Source organism: Enterobacter cloacae complex sp. 342H5 (genome assembly GCF_050030905.1).
Classification (GTDB): Bacteria; Pseudomonadota; Gammaproteobacteria; order Enterobacterales; family Enterobacteriaceae; genus Enterobacter; species Enterobacter intestinihominis.
This window is the reverse complement of the sequence record NZ_JBLGVB010000001.1, coordinates 181288-196696: the sequence shown is the minus strand read 5'-3', so window position 1 is coordinate 196696 and position 15409 is coordinate 181288. Positions and strand designations below refer to the sequence as shown.

The window sequence follows — 15409 nt, the reverse complement described above, 5'->3', positions numbered from 1 at the left end:
GCGGCTACGCCTGACCGGGCCTACATTTCATCAAGCCTGACGCAAATTCTGCGCCGCCTGCACCATGTTCGCCAGCGCCGCGCGGGTTTCAGGCCAGCCACGGGTTTTCAGGCCGCAGTCCGGGTTTACCCAAAGACGTTCCGCCGGGATGCGCTGGGCCGCTTTTTGCAGCAGCGATTCAATCCACTCCACGCTTGGCACATTCGGGGAGTGAATGTCGTACACGCCCGGCCCGATTTCGTTCGGGTAGTCGAACTCTTCGAACGACTCCAGCAGCTCCATGTCTGAACGCGAGGTCTCGATGGTGATCACATCGGCGTCGAGCGCGGCAATGGAGTCCATGATGTCGTTAAATTCGCAGTAACACATGTGGGTGTGGATCTGCGTATCGTCCTTCGCGACAGCCGCGTTGAGGCGGAACGCCTCCACGCCCCACTGTAAGTAAGCATCCCAGTCGCTGCGACGCAGCGGCAAACCTTCACGCAGCGCAGGTTCGTCGATCTGAATGATGCCAATCCCGGCCGCTTCCAGATCCGCAACTTCATCGCGCAGCGCCAGGGCGATCTGTTTGGCGATGGTTTCCCGGGTTACGTCTTCACGCGGGAACGACCAGCAGAGAATGGTCACCGGACCCGTCAGCATGCCTTTTACCGGTTTGTCGGTCAGAGACTGGGCATACTTCGCCCACTCCACGGTAATCGCTTCCGGGCGGCTGACGTCGCCGATTACCACCGGCGGCTTCACGCAGCGGGAGCCGTAGCTCTGCACCCAACCGTTCTGGGTAAAGACAAACCCGTCCAGGTGCTCACCGAAGTATTCCACCATGTCGTTACGCTCGGCTTCACCGTGCACCAGCACGTCCAGACCTAAACGTTCCTGCTCGATAATCGCCTGTTTGATGTGTTCCGCAATACCGGTGCGGTAGTGATTCGCATCCAGATTGCCCTTTTTGAAGTCCAGGCGCAGGCTGCGGATCTCGGTAGTCTGCGGGAAGGAGCCGATTGTCGTGGTCGGCCACGCGGGCAGGTTAAAGCGCGCACGCTGGGCTTCGGCGCGCACTTCATACGGGCTCTGGCGCTGGCTGTCCCGGGCGGTGATGGCCGCCAGACGTTTTTCCACTGCCGGGTTATGCACGCGCGTCGAGTGACGGCGCGCCTGGATCGGAGCGCTCCAGTCGCTAATCGCTGCCGTGTCGCCGCTGTTCAACGCGTCGCGCAGCAGAGCCAGCTCCTCACACTTTTGCAGGGCGAAGGCAAACCAGCTTTTCACCTCAGGGTCGAGTCGGGTCTCCACGCTCAGGTCAATCGGGCTATGCAGCAGGGAACAGGAAGAAGCCACCCACAATTCACGTTTACCGACTATGTCTTTAATTTGTGCATATTTCTCGGTGAGATCGGCACGCCAGACGTTACGACCATTCACCAGACCGGCAGAGAGCAGCCAGTCCACTGGCAGACGCTTGTGCAACTCTGCTACATCGTCTTTGCCGTGAACGAGGTCAACGTGCAGACCCTGAACCGGCAGCGCGGTAATGGTTTTCAGGTTCGGCGTGACGCCTTCGAAGTAGGTGGTCAGCAGCAGCTTCACCTGCCCGGTGAGCGCATTATACGCCGGTTTGAAGGCGTCCAGCCACGCCTGCGGCAGCTCAAGCACCAGCGCCGGTTCATCGATTTGCACCCACTGAATGCCGCGTTTGCCCAGCTCAATCAGCACCTGCTTATAAACCGGCAGAATGTCGTTCAGCAGGCTGAGGCGGTCGAACTGTTCGCCTTTCACTTTGCCCAGCCACAGGTAGGTTATCGGCCCCAGCAGCACGGGTTTCACCTGGTGACCCAGCGCCAGCGCTTCGTCCACTTCATCCAGAAGCTGGGTCCAGGTCAGTTTGAACTGCTGGCCTTTAACGAACTCCGGCACCATATAGTGATAGTTGGTGTTGAACCACTTGGTCATTTCCGCCGCCGCCGCTGGCTCACCCGTTGGCGCGCGGCCACGGCCGATGCGGAACAGGGTATCGATATCCACCGATCCATCGTTGTTCTGATGACGAGCCGGCACGTTGCCAAGCAGCAGGCTGGTGGTCAGAACATGGTCGTACCAGGCGAAATCGCCCACCGGCAGCAGGTCAATGCCCGCCTGTTTTTGCTGATCCCAGTGACGCGCGCGCAGCTCACGTCCCACCGCCAGCAGTTCTTCACGGGTGGCGTTACCTGCCCAGTAGCTTTCTTGCGCTTTTTTTAGCTCGCGACGCAGGCCAACGCGAGGGAAACCGAGAGTGTGAGTGCGGATTGTCATGGTATGCCCCTTGTGAAATTCGTTATTTAGACGTCCAGATGTTTACACATCTATAATTGGCAGGTACTGTATATTCCTCAAGCGCAAAATGTTCATGGCGAAGTGAAGGACTTTCATGATCGAGATAAAACACCTGAAAACGCTACAAGCGTTGCGGAACTGCGGTTCTCTTGCGGCGGCAGCGGCCACGCTGCACCAGACTCAGTCTGCCCTTTCTCACCAGTTCAGCGATCTGGAACAACGCCTCGGCTTTCGTCTTTTTGTGCGTAAGAGCCAGCCTTTGCGCTTTACGCCGCAGGGCGAAATTTTGCTTCAGCTGGCGAACCAGGTGTTGCCGCAGATTGCCAGCGCGTTGCAGTCCTGCAACGAGCCGCAGCAGACCACCCTGCGCATCGCCATTGAGTGTCACAGCTGTATTCAGTGGCTCACCCCCGCGCTTGAGAACTTCCGCCAGAAGTGGCCGCAGGTGGAGATGGACTTCAAGTCCGGCGTCACGTTTGATCCGCAGCCGTCGCTTCAGCAGGGTGAGCTGGATCTGGTGATGACCTCAGATATTCTGCCGCGCAGCGGTCTGCACTATTCGCCAATGTTTGATTTTGAGGTACGTCTGGTGCTGGCCCCGGACCATCCGCTGGCCGCCAAAACGCGTATCACGCCGGAAGATCTGGCAACGGAGACCCTGCTGATTTACCCGGTACAGCGCAGTCGTCTGGATATCTGGCGCCATTTCCTGCAACCCGCAGGCATCAGCCCACAGCTGAAAAGCGTGGATAACACGCTGCTGTTAATTCAGATGGTGGCGGCCAGAATGGGAATTGCGGCGCTGCCGCACTGGGTGGTCGAGACGGTTGAACGCCAGGGTCTGGTGGTTACCAAAACCCTGGGTGAAGGACTGTGGAGCCGGCTGTACGCCGCCGTGCGCGACGGCGAGCAGCGTCAGCCGATTACGGAAGCGTTTATTCGCTCAGCGCGGAACCACGCGTGCGACCATCTTCCGTTTGTGCGGAGCGCGGAGCGACCCAGCGGCGATGTACCCACAGCGAAGCCAGGATCACCGTTCCCCCAATAAGGAAACTCGGCCAGTGCGGCTGTTCCTGCCAGATGGCGAGGTTCACCAGTAGCCCCGCCGGCACGTGCACGTTGTTCATGATCCCCAGCGTTCCGGCGTCTACCTGCGTCGCGCCGTAGTTCCACATAAAGTAGCCCAGCCCCGAGGCCACCACGCCCAGCCAGACCAGAACGCTCCACTGCACGGGGGTGGTCGGCAGCTTTTGCGGGTTGCCGAGCATAAACCATGCCGCAATCGCGACAATCGCTGCGCCCATATAGAACCACGCAAACGCGTTATGCTGCGGCATCGGGCGGGTCTCCATGAGGCGTTTGTAGCCCACCATCCCGATGGCGAAGCTGATATTGGCGAGCTGGACGAACATCAGCCCGGTCCAGAAGTGATCGCTCACCTTGTCATAGCGAATTATCGCCGCGCCAATGACTGCCAGCGCCGCGCTCAGCAGATATCCCCAGCGCAGGCGGCGCCTGCTGAGCAGGTCGTAAATCAGCGTGATATAGAGCGGCGTGAGCACGGTAAAAAGCAGAAATTCCGAGACGGAGAGGTAGACGTAAGCCCGGAAGCTGAACAGGTACATGATGCCGAGCTGCATCGCGCCCACCAGCATATACAGCAGAATGGTTTTCAGCGATTGCCCGCGGGTACGCAGGAACGGCAGGAACACCAGCGCCGCCAGCCCCACACGCATCAGCACCGAAAAGTAGCTGTCGACCGATCCGGCAAGGTATTCGCCAATCAGGCTAAAGGAGAAGGCCCACAGGATAGTGGTGATAATGAGTAGCGCCACAATGCTTGTCTCTCAGAAAGAAGGAGATGCATTGTAGCGAACTCTTTAGTTGACATCTGAACAATAAACAATCAAATGAAGATTATTCAAGGAACAGTTTGCGCAAATACTTAGGTACCGCGTTGTCTGCGTTGGTGCCAATCACTTCCAGCTCCGGGTGCAGATCTTTCAGGCGCTGGTGCGCGTTCTGCATGATGCAGCCTTTGCCCGCCATGGAGAGCATCTCGGCATCGTTCATGCCATCGCCGAACGCGATGCAGTCTTTCAGATCAAAGCCCAGACGCTTCGCGACCGCTTCCAGCGCGTGACCTTTGGACACCCCGCCCGCCATCACTTCCAGACAAGTCAGCGTGGAGAAGCTCACGTTCACGCGGTCTCCCCAGCGGGCGTTGATCGCCTGCTCCAGCGGAAGCAGCGCTTCGTGACTTTCGCAGGTAAAGAACACCTTGCTGATCCCTTCAGGATCCAGCAAACCCGGTTCATACAGGGAGTAGTTGAAGACGGCTTCCTTGAAGAAACGCATTTCGTCCGGGCGATGACGGTTCATAAACCACTCGTCGTCGCGATAAACGTTAGTGACGATATCCGGGTTGTTATGCACAATGCCGAACAAATCAGTGGCGATGTCGCGATCGAGATTGTGGGTAAAAATCAGGTTGCCGTCCGTGTCGTGTACGCGCGCACCGTTGGAGGTGATCATGTACGACTTGATCTCCAGGTTATCGCGGATCTGCCCCACGTCCACGTGGTGGCGGCCGGTGGCGAACACAAAGTTCACGCCACGGGCAGTCAGGAGTTTTAAGGTCTCTTTCGCATAAGGCGACAGGGTGTGGTCGGGGGAAAGCAGCGTGCCATCTAAATCAGATGCAACAACCTGGTACATAGGGATTTCAACCTCTGGTGGAAAACAATAATCAGTTATGCCTGTTGAAAAATTCAACAATGGCGTTGAGCGCGACTGAGCGCATAGCGTCCTTTTCAAAAAGGATCTCATGGTACGCACCGTTGATGACCAGCGGTTTACCCCCTTCACAGGGATGGCCCGCCGCGGCGCGAAGTTCACAATAGCGGTCATGCATGCGGTTATCCACCACACGCTCTTCTTCCGCCTGGATCAGGAGCGTCGGCGTGTCATCATCGCCTACGCCCGCCAGCACCTGCTCACCGGCATGAATACCTTCCCGCACCCAGTGCCAGGTGGGGCCGCCGACCCGCAGACGCGGTTCATCGGCATAAAAACGCAGGTTGCGGCGATAACGCTGCCGACTGTGGGTTAACACGTTGATGGCAAACGGCAACGCCCGCCAGCGTCCTGTTCCTATGGCATAGCCTTCACGAATGCGCTGATGGCCCTCAGCCCAGTCGAGAAGATGGCGCACCATCCAGTCAGGAAAACGTATCACAATGCCGTACATCGGCGCGGTCAGCGCAATGGCGTCGCACTGGTGATTATGGCGCTGCAAAAACAACGTCGAGATCGCGCCCCCCATGGAGTGGGCAAGAATATAACGCTTGCGCCACGGTCCGGGCTGCACTTCCTGCTGCCAGAACGCGGCCAGATCGTCGACGTAATCGCTGAAGTTATCCACGTGGCCGCGATGGGTATCCGGCAGCATCCGGCCGGAAAGCCCCTGCCCGCGATGGTCGATAATTAACACATCAAAGCCCAGATGGAACAGGTCATACGCCAGCTCGGCATATTTGATATAGCTTTCGATGCGCCCGGGGCAAACCACTATCACCCGGTCATTTTTTTCATCATGGAAACGAACGAAGCGTACCGGGATATCCCCGACGCCCATAAACTCATCTTCCTCACGCTGGCGCCAGAAATCGGTCAGCGGCCCCATGGAGAAAGCAGCAAATGCGTTTTCTCGTGTTTCCCAGTCCTTTTTCTGCTGAAACATTGGGTTTCCACCCCCCGTAATTCAGGGAATATCGTTTTTTTCGTCACCGGTCACAAAATGACTCAACAATAGCGTATTGTGGCATAAAAACAGACGATCCGGGAGTTTCAAATGACCTTCGAGTGGTGGTTCGCTTACCTGCTGACATCCATCATCCTCAGCCTTTCACCTGGCTCGGGCGCAATCAACACCATGACCACCTCCATTAATCACGGCTATCGCGGCGCGGCGGCGTCAATTGCCGGTTTACAGACAGGGCTTGGCATTCACATTGTGCTGGTGGGGATTGGTCTGGGCACGCTGTTCTCCCGTTCGGTGCTGGCCTTCGAGGTGCTGAAATGGGCTGGCGCAGCGTATCTTATCTGGCTGGGTATTCAACAGTGGCGCGCCGCAGGCTCGATTGATCTGCATACGCTCTCCCGGACGCAAACACGCGGCCACCTGTTTAAGCGCGCGGTATTCGTTAACCTGACCAACCCGAAAAGCATTGTGTTCCTCGCCGCCCTGTTCCCGCAGTTTATCGTGCCGCATCAGCCCCAGGTGATGCAGTACGTGGTGCTGGGCGCGACCACCATTATTGTCGATATCATTGTGATGATTGGTTACGCGACGCTGGCGCAGCGAATTGCGGCATGGATCAAAGGGCCTAAGCAAATGAAGGCCCTGAACAAAGTCTTTGGTTCGCTGTTTATGCTGGTTGGCGCGCTGCTTGCGTCAGCGCGTCAGGCTTAGCGAGAAATGATGAGATGAATGCCGAAGCCGGCGAACAGTGCGCCGGCAAAGCCGTCGATCCACTTCGCGATGCGCTGGTAGCCGCGACGCATCGCCGGTAAAGCAAACAGGCTTGCCACAACGGTAAACCAGGCGAACGTCTCAACAACGATTAGCAGGAAGATCCCCCAGCGCGCGCCCGCACCGACGTTATCCCCCACAAACAGCGAGAACACAGAGCCGAAGTAAATAATCGCTTTCGGGTTCGCCAGGTTAGTCAGCAGCCCTTTCACAAAGCTACGGCCGCCCGTTGCCAGCTCAACCTTTGGCTCTTCCGGCTTTTTCTCTTCTTTCTTCAGCGCCCCGCGCAGCATCTGGTAGCCCATCCAGCACAGGTAAAGACCGCCGCCAACCATGATGATGTTATGCAGCCACGCCATTTTCGCCAGGATCAGGTTCAGACCAAGCAGCGCAACCGCCGCCCAGACCATAACGCCCATGGTGATACCGAGCACACCCATCATCGCCTCTTTGCGGGAGCGGCTGACGGCCGTTTGTGACACGAAGAAGAAGTCAGGGCCAGGGCTCATCAGCGCAACGATGTGCACTAACGCCACGGTGAGAAATAGCATTAACATAATTAGCTCGCGGGGAAATAATGTAGTGAGTCATCATCCTGGCACTTTTTCGCCCGGCTGACTACTCCTCATCATCACCATCAGCGTGGGAACGGATAAGCGCCATAAACTCTTTACCAAAGCGCTCCAGTTTGCGCGTGCCGACGCCGTTGACGCTGAGCATCTCGCTGGCGCTCAGTGGCATTTGCTCGGCCATCTCGATCAGCGTCGCGTCATTGAACACCACGTATGGCGGGATGTTCTCTTCATCGGCAATGGCTTTACGCAGCTTGCGCAGCTTGGCGAACAGCTTGCGATCGTAGTTGCCGCCGTAGGATTTCTGCATCACGCGCGGCTTCAGGGCGACTACGCGCGGAACGGCGAGCTTCAGTTCAACCTCACCGCGCAGGACCGGTCGCGCCGCTTCGGTAAGCTGAAGCGCAGAGTGCTGGGCAATATTTTGCGTGGCAAAGCCGAGATGGATCAGCTGGCGGATGATGCTTACCCAGTGCTCGTGGCTCTGGTCTTTCCCGATGCCGTAAACCGGCAGCTTGTCGTGCCCCATGTCGCGGATACGCTGGTTGTTAGCCCCACGCAGCACTTCGACGACGTAGCCCATCCCAAAGCGCTGGTTCACGCGTCCGATAGTCGAGAGCGCTTTGCGCGCGTCCATCAGACCGTCGTACTGCTTCGGCGGGTCGAGGCAGATATCGCAGTTGCCGCACGGCGCCTGTCGCCCTTCACCAAAGTAGTTGAGCAGTACCAGACGGCGGCAGGTTTGCGCTTCGGCGAAGGCACCCATCGCGTTAAGCTTGTGGCGTTCGATATCCTGCAACTGCCCCTGCGGTTTCTCCTCGAGACAGCGGCGCAGCCACGCCATATCCGCCGGATCGTAAAACAGCATCGCTTCCGCAGGCAGGCCATCACGCCCGGCGCGGCCGGTTTCCTGATAATAGGATTCGATATTGCGCGGGATATCAAAGTGCACCACAAAGCGCACGTTGGGCTTGTTGATCCCCATCCCGAACGCCACCGTTGCGACCACGATTTGCAGGTCGTCGCGCTGGAATTTTTCCTGTACGTCGGCGCGGATGTGGTTTTCTAACCCGGCATGGTATGCCGCCGCGCTAAAGCCGCGATTTTGCAGACGCGCAGCGGTGTCTTCCACCTTCGCACGGCTGTTGCAGTAGATGATGCCGGACTTGCCGCGCTGCTCCTGCACGTAGCGCAGGAGCTGATCCAGCGGCTTGAATTTTTCCATCAGCATATAGCGGATGTTCGGCCGGTCGAAGCTGCTGACCTGAATATAGGGGTCTTTCAGCCCCAGCAGGCGAACGATGTCCTGACGCGTGGTGTCATCCGCCGTGGCGGTAAGCGCCATAAACGGCAGCTCAGGGAAGCGCTGACGCAGCTGGCCGAGGGCGGCATATTCCGGGCGGAAATCGTGCCCCCACTGGGAGATACAGTGCGCTTCATCCACCGCCAGCAGCACCGGGTTCCAGTGCGCCAGGTGATCGAGGAAGTTGTCCAGCATCAGGCGCTCTGGCGCGATATACAGCAGGCGGATCTGCCCGGTGCGGCACCCGGCCATCACCTCTTGCTGCTGCTCGCGGGTTTGCGTCGAGTTAAGACAGGCCGCCGCCACGCCGTTGGCAAGCAGCTGGTCGACCTGGTCTTTCATCAGGGAAATAAGGGGGGAGACCACAACCGTCAGGCCATTAAGTACCAGCGCGGGCACCTGATAGCAGAGCGATTTTCCGCCGCCGGTCGGCATGACCACCAGGCAATCGCGGCCTTCCAGCACGGTTTCAATGATGGTTTCCTGGCCAGGACGGAACTGCTGGTAGCCAAAGGTTTCATGCAAAACCTGTTTAGCCAGCGATTCCTGATTCAATACTTCCGCCTGCGCCACGTTAACCCCATATGCCAGAAATGAAACAGGCGCTATTTTCAGCGCCTGAGAGAGAAACTTCAACGTTTAACGCAAAAACATTCGAGCAGCTTAGAAAATATCGTTCAGCATGACGCCCACACCAACGCGGGTCTGGTTGAAGTTATAGTCGATCAGCGATTCGCCATAACCGCTATACACCTGGGTATAGAGACGAACGTGCTTCGTCACCGGGTAGCTCAGGCCCAGCTCTGCGCCGCCGTAGCCGGTATTCCAGTTGTACTGCCCTTTGGCGCTCAGCACCGCGTCACCCAGCTGATAGCCCACTTTAAGCTGATAATAGCCCATGTATTTGGTGATATCCGGGTTGTCATCGGTGCTGCCCACCACGTACCACGGCTTCACTTCCACCATGAAATTGCCGTTCTGCGCCATCAGACGCGTATAGACGCGATTCCAGCTGCGTGAGGTTGGGTCGGAACGACCGTTGGAATCGTGGTTATAGCCCACCTCCACGTCTCGCAGCGTCCAGCCTGCAAACTCATAATCAGTGGCGAAACCGAGGAACAGCTGCGGTTCATAGTTGGTTTCGCGGAACGGTGAAGATTCCCCGCTGTTGGAGAGCTGCCACCATGACTTCTGCGTGTAGGACGCGCCAAGTACCGAGTTCGGCCCCAGGATGCCGCGCCAGAACGGGAAGGCGAGGCTGAGCTGGAACTTCACCTCATCTTTACGCGCATTATCAGACCAGTTATAGGAGCTTATCGCCTCTTTGTTGAGATCGCTGGTCTGGGTGTAGATCACGTAGTTTGTGTCATAGGGGTAGAGCGTGAACGGATTGTCATGCTCCTGAAGCATATTGGCGATGATGCTACCCTTAACGGCAGGTTTATCATGCACTTCTTTGATCGTCGCTTCCTGCGCATATGCTGTGAGGGGCAGCGCAACCGCCGCCAGTAACCAACCCAGATACGTCCGCATCGGTGGTGTTCTCCTGAAATGGTGACATTTAATGAATAGTTTTGTCCGGGCATTCTACAGACTTCTGCGATAACTTCCGCTTCCTCGTTTCTTAAAGTGGCATTCCTTTATCCTGAAGCATAAAATCAACATTTTGTTAACAACAAGGATGCCACGTCAGATGTCAGCCACACTCACCGCCGAAGAGACCTTAAAGCTCGTGGGCGAGATTTTTGTGTACCACATGCCATTCAACCGTGCACTGGGTCTTGAGCTGGAGCGATACGAAAAAGACTTCGCTCAGCTGAGTTTCAATAATCAGCCAATGATGGTCGGTAACTGGGCGCAAAGCATTTTGCACGGCGGGGTGATTGCCTCTGCGCTGGACGTGGCGGCCGGTCTGGTGTGCGTGGGCAGCACGCTGACGCGCCACGACACCATCAACGAAGATGAATTACGCCAGCGCCTGTCGCGCATGGGCACCATCGATTTACGCGTCGACTATCTGCGACCGGGACGCGGAAACCGCTTCACCTGCACCAGCAGCCTGCTGCGCGCCGGGAATAAAGTTGCCGTCGCCCGCGTTGAGCTGCATAACGAGGAGCAGGTTTATATCGCCAGCGCAACCGCCACTTATATGGTGGGTTGAGACGGCAAATTCGGGTAAAATTACTTCACTTTTTTGTAACGGATTTTCCCGATGGATGCTAAACAGACGCGGCAGGGCGTTTTACTCGCTCTTGCCGCTTATTTTATTTGGGGTATCGCGCCGGCGTACTTCAAGCTTATCGCCTATGTCCCGGCGGACGAGATCCTCACTCACCGCGTCATCTGGTCGTTTTTCTTTATGATTGCGCTGATGAGCATCAGCCGTCAGTGGTCAGGCGTCAAAACGCTACTGAAAACCCCGAAGAAGGTCTTCCTGCTTGCCCTCTCTGCGGTGCTGATTGGCGGAAACTGGCTGCTGTTTATCTGGGCGGTGAATAACCATCACATGCTCGAAGCCAGCCTGGGCTACTTCATTAACCCGCTGGTGAACATCGTGCTGGGGATGATTTTCCTCGGCGAACGTTTCCGCCGGATGCAGTGGGTGGCGGTGATTCTGGCCCTCTGCGGCGTGCTGGTGCAGCTGTGGACCTTCGGTTCACTGCCGGTTATCGCCCTGGGGCTGGCGTTCAGCTTTGCCTTCTACGGCCTGGTGCGTAAAAAAATCGCCGTGGAAGCGCAGACGGGAATGCTGTTTGAAACCCTGTGGCTGCTGCCTGTCGCCGCGATCTACCTGTTCGGTATTGCCGACAGCGCCACCAGCCACATGGGCAGCAACCCATGGTCGCTGAACCTGATGCTGATGGCGGCGGGCGTGGTCACGACGATTCCCCTGCTGTGCTTCACCGGCGCGGCAACGCGTCTGCGTCTCTCGACGCTTGGCTTCTTCCAGTACATCGGCCCGACGCTGATGTTCCTGCTGGCGGTGGTGTTTTACGGCGAGGTGCCGGGTGCGGATAAGATGGTGACGTTTGCCTTTATCTGGGTGGCGCTGGCGATTTTCGTTGCGGATGCAATTTATACCCAGCGCAGGACTCACAGAGGAATTTAGGTGCTTTGTAGGGCGGGTAAGCGCAGCGCCACCCGCCTGATTTTTACAACCAATTCTTCCGCTTGAAGTACAGGTACGGCGCCAGCCCGGCGAGGATCATAAAGATAATCGCCCCCGGGTAGCCAAAGCTCCACTTCAGCTCCGGCATAAACTCAAAGTTCATCCCGTAGCTGGATGCCACCAGCGTCGGCGGCAGGAACACCACGGAAACCACCGAGAAGATCTTGATGATGCGGTTCTGCTCGATGTTGATAAAGCCCATTGCCGCCTGCATCAGGAAGTTGACCTTCTGGAACAGGGATTCGTTGTGCGGCAGCAGGGATTCGATATCGCGTAAGATCTCACGCGCCTGCTCCAGCTGACCGCCCGGCAGACGCGCCTTGCGAACCAGGAAGTTCAGCGCGCGCTGGGTATCCATCAGACACAAACGCACCTTCCAGCCGATATCTTCCAGCTCTGCAAGCGTGGACAACGCTTCGTCGTACTCATCACCCTGATGGCCTTCCATGATCACGCGGCTCAGCTTTTCCAGGTCGCTGTAGATGTTTTCGATTTCATCCGCCAGCTGTTCGATTTTGGTTTCGAACAGATCCAGCAGCAGCTCATAGGCGTTACCGTCCATCATCGCCTGGCTGCGGGCGCGCATGCGGTAGAGACGAAACGCAGGCAGTTCGCGCTCGCGCAGGGTGAACAGGCGGCCATCGCGGATGGTAAACGCCACGGTGGAGTTCCCCGCGTGGTCTTCGGCATCTTCGAAGAAGAAGAAGGAGTGAATGTGCAGGCCGTCTTCGTCTTCAAAAAAACGGGCGGATGCTTCGATGTCTTCCAGTTCCGGGCGTGTCGCCAGGCTTTGCCCCAGTTCAGATTGTACGCGAAGGCGCTCATCGTCGTCCGGCTCGACCAGATCCACCCATACGGCATCAATGAGGGGCTGTGACTCTTCGGCTTCAAGCCGAGTCAGTCGGTTATTTTCGAGTTGAAATGCGCTCAACATGACCGGGACTCCCAATGCAAAAAATATCGGACAGTTCGGTGGGCACACAGAAACAAATTGGGTTTCAGACCATTAAACAGCCTGACTCAGCGCGACGGGAATGATGCAGTCGCTGACAACCACTAAGGCCATCAGCAAGAGGAGATAGCCTTAGGAGTTGTTCCTGGATGACAGGGAATTGAGCCAGTATCTACTGGGTGTGTCCAAGGCGAATGTCCTCTTAGCGTAATCGTGCGCGCATGTTACGCCAGCAATAACTGTGGCGTCAACACGCAACGGAACGCTGAAGGGCATTAATTGACCTTCAACGTATAAGGCTAGCAGATTATTACAAAATAGTGATATTTTTCTGAAAGTTACACACTTTCCAGCTTGGCATAGGCTGCCACCAGCCATTTGATCCCCTGCCCCTGGAACGCGACCTGCAAACGGCTGTGCTCGCCGCTGCCTTCCAGATTGACGATGGTGCCTTCGCCAAACTTCGAGTGGCGTACGCGCTGGCCCAGCTTGTAACCGGTATCGGTTTCCGAGATTGGCGAGCCCATACGCTGATGACTGACCGGACGGCTGATGCTTGCGCGCAGGCGCACCTCTTCCACACACTCTTCCGGCAGTTCGCCGATAAAGCGCGACGGACGGTGATACACCTCTTTCCCGTACAGGCGGCGGGTTTCCGCGTAGGTCAGGGTCAGTTTCTGCATCGCACGGGTCACGCCCACGTAGGCCAGACGACGCTCCTCTTCCAGACGCCCGCCTTCATCCAGCGACATCTGGCTCGGGAACATCCCCTCTTCCATCCCGACGATGAACACCTGCGGGAACTCCAGACCTTTCGCGGAGTGCAGGGTCATCAGCTGAACCGCATCCTGCCAGGTATCGGCCTGCCCTTCACCCGCCTCCAGTGCGGCGTGAGAGAGGAATGCCTGCAACGGCATCAGGTCTTCGTCTTCTTCGTTGTAGCTGAACTGTCGCGTTGCCGTCACCAGCTCCTCTAAGTTCTCAATACGAGTCTGGCCCTTCTCGCCTTTTTCCTGCTCGTACATGGTGCGCAGGCCGGAATCTTTGATCACCCGGTCGGTCTGGACGTGCAGCGGCATGTCGGCCGTTTCCTGCGCCAGTGCGTCGATTAATTCCAGAAAGCGTTGCAGTGCGCTGGCGGCGCGCCCGGCGAGGGCTTTTTCCTGTAACAACTCGCGGCATGCCTGCCACAACGTGAGCTGACGATCGCGCGAGGCCTGACGCACCACGTCCAGCGTACGATCGCCGATGCCACGCGTCGGCGTGTTCACCACGCGCTCAAACGCCGCATCGTCGTTACGGTTGGCAATCAGACGCAAATACGAGAGCGCATCTTTGATCTCCTGACGTTCGAAGAAGCGCATACCGCCATAAATGCGGTACGGCATGCTCACCTGTAACAGCGCCTCTTCCAGCACGCGCGACTGGGCGTTGCTGCGATAGAGAATGGCACACTGCTCCAGCGCACCGCCGTTCTCCTGCCAGGTTTTAATGCGGTTCACCACGAAGCGGGCTTCGTCGAGCTCGTTGAAGGCGCAGTAAATCGAAATCGGTTCGCCGTCGACGCCATCGGTCCACAGCTTTTTACCCAGTCGCCCGTTGTTGTTCTCAATCAGGGCGTTGGCCGCGCTCAGTATGTTGCTGGTAGAACGGTAGTTCTGCTCCAGACGGATGGTTTGCGCGCCGGGGAAATCGTTGAGAAAGCGCTGGATGTTCTCCACCTGCGCGCCGCGCCAGCCGTAGATAGACTGGTCGTCATCGCCCACGATCATCACCTTGCCGGTATCCCCGGCCAGCAGGCGGATCCACGCGTACTGAATGTTGTTGGTATCCTGGAATTCGTCCACCAAAATGTTGGTGAAGCGTTCACGGTAGTGTTGCAGGATATGTGGTTTGTTGAGCCACAGCTCGTGGGCGCGCAGCAGCAGTTCGGCGAAATCCACCAGACCGGCGCGATCGCACGCTTCCTGATAGGCCTTGTAGACGTTCTGCCAGGTCTGCTCAACCGGGTTACCGAAGCTTTGAATGTGGTGCGGACGCAGCCCTTCGTCTTTCTGACCGTTGATGTACCACATCGCCTGACGCGGCGGCCACTGCTTCTCGTCGAGGTTCATCGCCTTGATCAGACGTTTCAGTAAGCGCAGCTGGTCTTCGCTGTCGAGGATCTGGAAATCCTGCGGCAGGTTAGCGTCCATATGGTGCGCGCGCAGCAGACGGTGCGCCAGGCCGTGGAAGGTGCCAACCCACATGCCGCCCTGGCTGGTACCCATTAGCTGTGCGATACGGTGGCGCATCTCCGCCGCCGCCTTGTTGGTGAACGTCACGGCCATAATCGAGTACGGCGAGCAGTTCTCCACGCTCTGTAGCCAGGCGATACGGTGAACCAGCACGCGCGTCTTACCACTGCCCGCTCCAGCCAGTACCAGCAGGTTTGTACGCGAGGCGGCAACCGCGTCACGCTGTTTGTCATTAAGGCTGTCGAGCAGGTAAGAAACGTCCATTGGCACCGTCACGTCATGTCGGGCGGGCAAATGTTTCCATTCGCCAAAACCCTGTTAATTTATAC

Annotated in this window: 14 protein-coding genes; 4 read left to right on the top strand and 10 right to left on the bottom strand. The window is 57.4% G+C overall.

From position 1 onward, the window contains the following. Positions 1-30: 30 nt before the first annotated feature. Positions 31-2292: a 5-methyltetrahydropteroyltriglutamate--homocysteine S-methyltransferase gene (metE, locus tag ACQG03_RS01000; protein ID WP_023299051.1), complete on the bottom strand. Its 2262-nt coding sequence runs from the start codon at positions 2290-2292 to the stop codon at positions 31-33. Between the two features lie 115 nt (positions 2293-2407). Here metE and metR point away from each other — a divergent pair, with 115 nt between their 5' ends. Continuing rightward, entirely contained in the window at positions 2408-3361 is a 954-nt protein-coding gene (metR, locus tag ACQG03_RS00995) for an HTH-type transcriptional regulator MetR (RefSeq protein WP_015570000.1), read from the top strand. Here the strand turns inward: metR and ACQG03_RS00990 are convergent. The 3 genes from ACQG03_RS00990 to pldB all read right to left on the bottom strand — a co-directional run bounded on the left by ACQG03_RS00990 (position 3249) and on the right by pldB (position 6055). Continuing rightward, positions 3249-4148 carry a carboxylate/amino acid/amine transporter gene (locus ACQG03_RS00990; protein ID WP_003860795.1) on the bottom strand — a complete coding sequence of 300 codons (900 nt, stop codon included), beginning with the start codon at positions 4146-4148 and terminating at the stop codon, positions 3249-3251. The two genes, metR and ACQG03_RS00990, sit on opposite strands and share 113 nt — an antisense overlap. Before the next feature lie 82 nt (positions 4149-4230). Further along, the gene (gene yigL / locus ACQG03_RS00985; RefSeq protein WP_023299050.1) at positions 4231-5031 is read right to left on the bottom strand and encodes a sugar/pyridoxal phosphate phosphatase YigL; all 801 of its coding nucleotides are present in this window, start codon (positions 5029-5031) and stop codon (positions 4231-4233) included. Between the two features lie 31 nt (positions 5032-5062). After that, on the bottom strand, positions 5063-6055 hold the full coding sequence (gene pldB / locus ACQG03_RS00980; protein ID WP_063163319.1) for a lysophospholipase L2: 993 nt from the start codon (positions 6053-6055) through the stop codon (positions 5063-5065). A 111-nt stretch (positions 6056-6166) separates the two neighbouring features. Here pldB and rhtB point away from each other — a divergent pair, with 111 nt between their 5' ends. Beyond that, positions 6167-6787 (top strand): homoserine/homoserine lactone efflux protein, encoded by a 621-nt coding sequence (gene rhtB, locus ACQG03_RS00975; RefSeq protein WP_063163320.1) that lies wholly within the window; start codon positions 6167-6169, stop codon positions 6785-6787. Here the strand turns inward: rhtB and rhtC are convergent. From rhtC to pldA, 3 genes are all read right to left on the bottom strand, one after another. Beyond that, positions 6784-7404 (bottom strand): threonine export protein RhtC, encoded by a 621-nt coding sequence (rhtC, locus tag ACQG03_RS00970; RefSeq protein WP_006179256.1) that lies wholly within the window; start codon positions 7402-7404, stop codon positions 6784-6786. The genes rhtB and rhtC overlap by 4 nt on opposite strands. 61 nt (positions 7405-7465) lie before the next feature. Then, the gene (recQ, locus tag ACQG03_RS00965; RefSeq protein WP_032626543.1) at positions 7466-9295 is read right to left on the bottom strand and encodes an ATP-dependent DNA helicase RecQ; all 1830 of its coding nucleotides are present in this window, start codon (positions 9293-9295) and stop codon (positions 7466-7468) included. Positions 9296-9385: 90 nt separating this feature from the next. Next, positions 9386-10255 (bottom strand): phospholipase A, encoded by an 870-nt coding sequence (gene pldA / locus ACQG03_RS00960; RefSeq protein WP_039272915.1) that lies wholly within the window; start codon positions 10253-10255, stop codon positions 9386-9388. A 160-nt stretch (positions 10256-10415) separates the two neighbouring features. Between pldA and yigI the strand changes: the two genes are divergently transcribed. After that, positions 10416-10883 carry an acyl-CoA thioesterase YigI gene (yigI, locus tag ACQG03_RS00955; RefSeq protein WP_006812366.1) on the top strand — a complete coding sequence of 156 codons (468 nt, stop codon included), beginning with the start codon at positions 10416-10418 and terminating at the stop codon, positions 10881-10883. Positions 10884-10934: 51 nt separating this feature from the next. Then, the gene (rarD, locus tag ACQG03_RS00950; protein ID WP_063163321.1) at positions 10935-11831 is read left to right on the top strand and encodes an EamA family transporter RarD; all 897 of its coding nucleotides are present in this window, start codon (positions 10935-10937) and stop codon (positions 11829-11831) included. 43 nt (positions 11832-11874) lie between these two features. Here the strand turns inward: rarD and corA are convergent, their stop codons facing one another. The 3 genes from corA to uvrD all read right to left on the bottom strand — a co-directional run bounded on the left by corA (position 11875) and on the right by uvrD (position 15344). Then, a complete protein-coding gene (gene corA / locus ACQG03_RS00945; protein WP_003860807.1) occupies positions 11875-12825 on the bottom strand; it encodes a magnesium/cobalt transporter CorA in 951 nt (316 codons plus the stop codon). A gap of 150 nt (positions 12826-12975) precedes the next feature. Then, entirely contained in the window at positions 12976-13032 is a 57-nt protein-coding gene (ysgD, locus tag ACQG03_RS00940; protein ID WP_212743980.1) for a YsgD/CorL family protein, read from the bottom strand. A 149-nt stretch (positions 13033-13181) separates the two neighbouring features. Further along, positions 13182-15344 carry a DNA helicase II gene (gene uvrD, locus ACQG03_RS00935; RefSeq protein WP_017383586.1) on the bottom strand — a complete coding sequence of 721 codons (2163 nt, stop codon included), beginning with the start codon at positions 15342-15344 and terminating at the stop codon, positions 13182-13184. Between the last annotated feature and the right edge of the window lie 65 nt (positions 15345-15409).

Bases quoted from the DNA above. Each gene is read 5' to 3' on its own strand.
- metE (WP_023299051.1), bottom strand. From the start codon at position 2,292: ATGACAATCCGCACTCACACTCTCGGTTTCCCTCGCGTTGGCCTGCGT.
- metR (WP_015570000.1), top strand. From the start codon at position 2,408: ATGATCGAGATAAAACACCTGAAAACGCTACAAGCGTTGCGGAACTGC.
- yigL (WP_023299050.1), bottom strand. From the start codon at position 5,031: ATGTACCAGGTTGTTGCATCTGATTTAGATGGCACGCTGCTTTCCCCC.
- pldB (WP_063163319.1), bottom strand. From the start codon at position 6,055: ATGTTTCAGCAGAAAAAGGACTGGGAAACACGAGAAAACGCATTTGCT.
- rhtB (WP_063163320.1), top strand. From the start codon at position 6,167: ATGACCTTCGAGTGGTGGTTCGCTTACCTGCTGACATCCATCATCCTC.
- rhtC (WP_006179256.1), bottom strand. From the start codon at position 7,404: ATGTTAATGCTATTTCTCACCGTGGCGTTAGTGCACATCGTTGCGCTG.
- pldA (WP_039272915.1), bottom strand. From the start codon at position 10,255: ATGCGGACGTATCTGGGTTGGTTACTGGCGGCGGTTGCGCTGCCCCTC.
- yigI (WP_006812366.1), top strand. From the start codon at position 10,416: ATGTCAGCCACACTCACCGCCGAAGAGACCTTAAAGCTCGTGGGCGAG.
- rarD (WP_063163321.1), top strand. From the start codon at position 10,935: ATGGATGCTAAACAGACGCGGCAGGGCGTTTTACTCGCTCTTGCCGCT.
- corA (WP_003860807.1), bottom strand. From the start codon at position 12,825: ATGTTGAGCGCATTTCAACTCGAAAATAACCGACTGACTCGGCTTGAA.
- uvrD (WP_017383586.1), bottom strand. From the start codon at position 15,344: ATGGACGTTTCTTACCTGCTCGACAGCCTTAATGACAAACAGCGTGAC.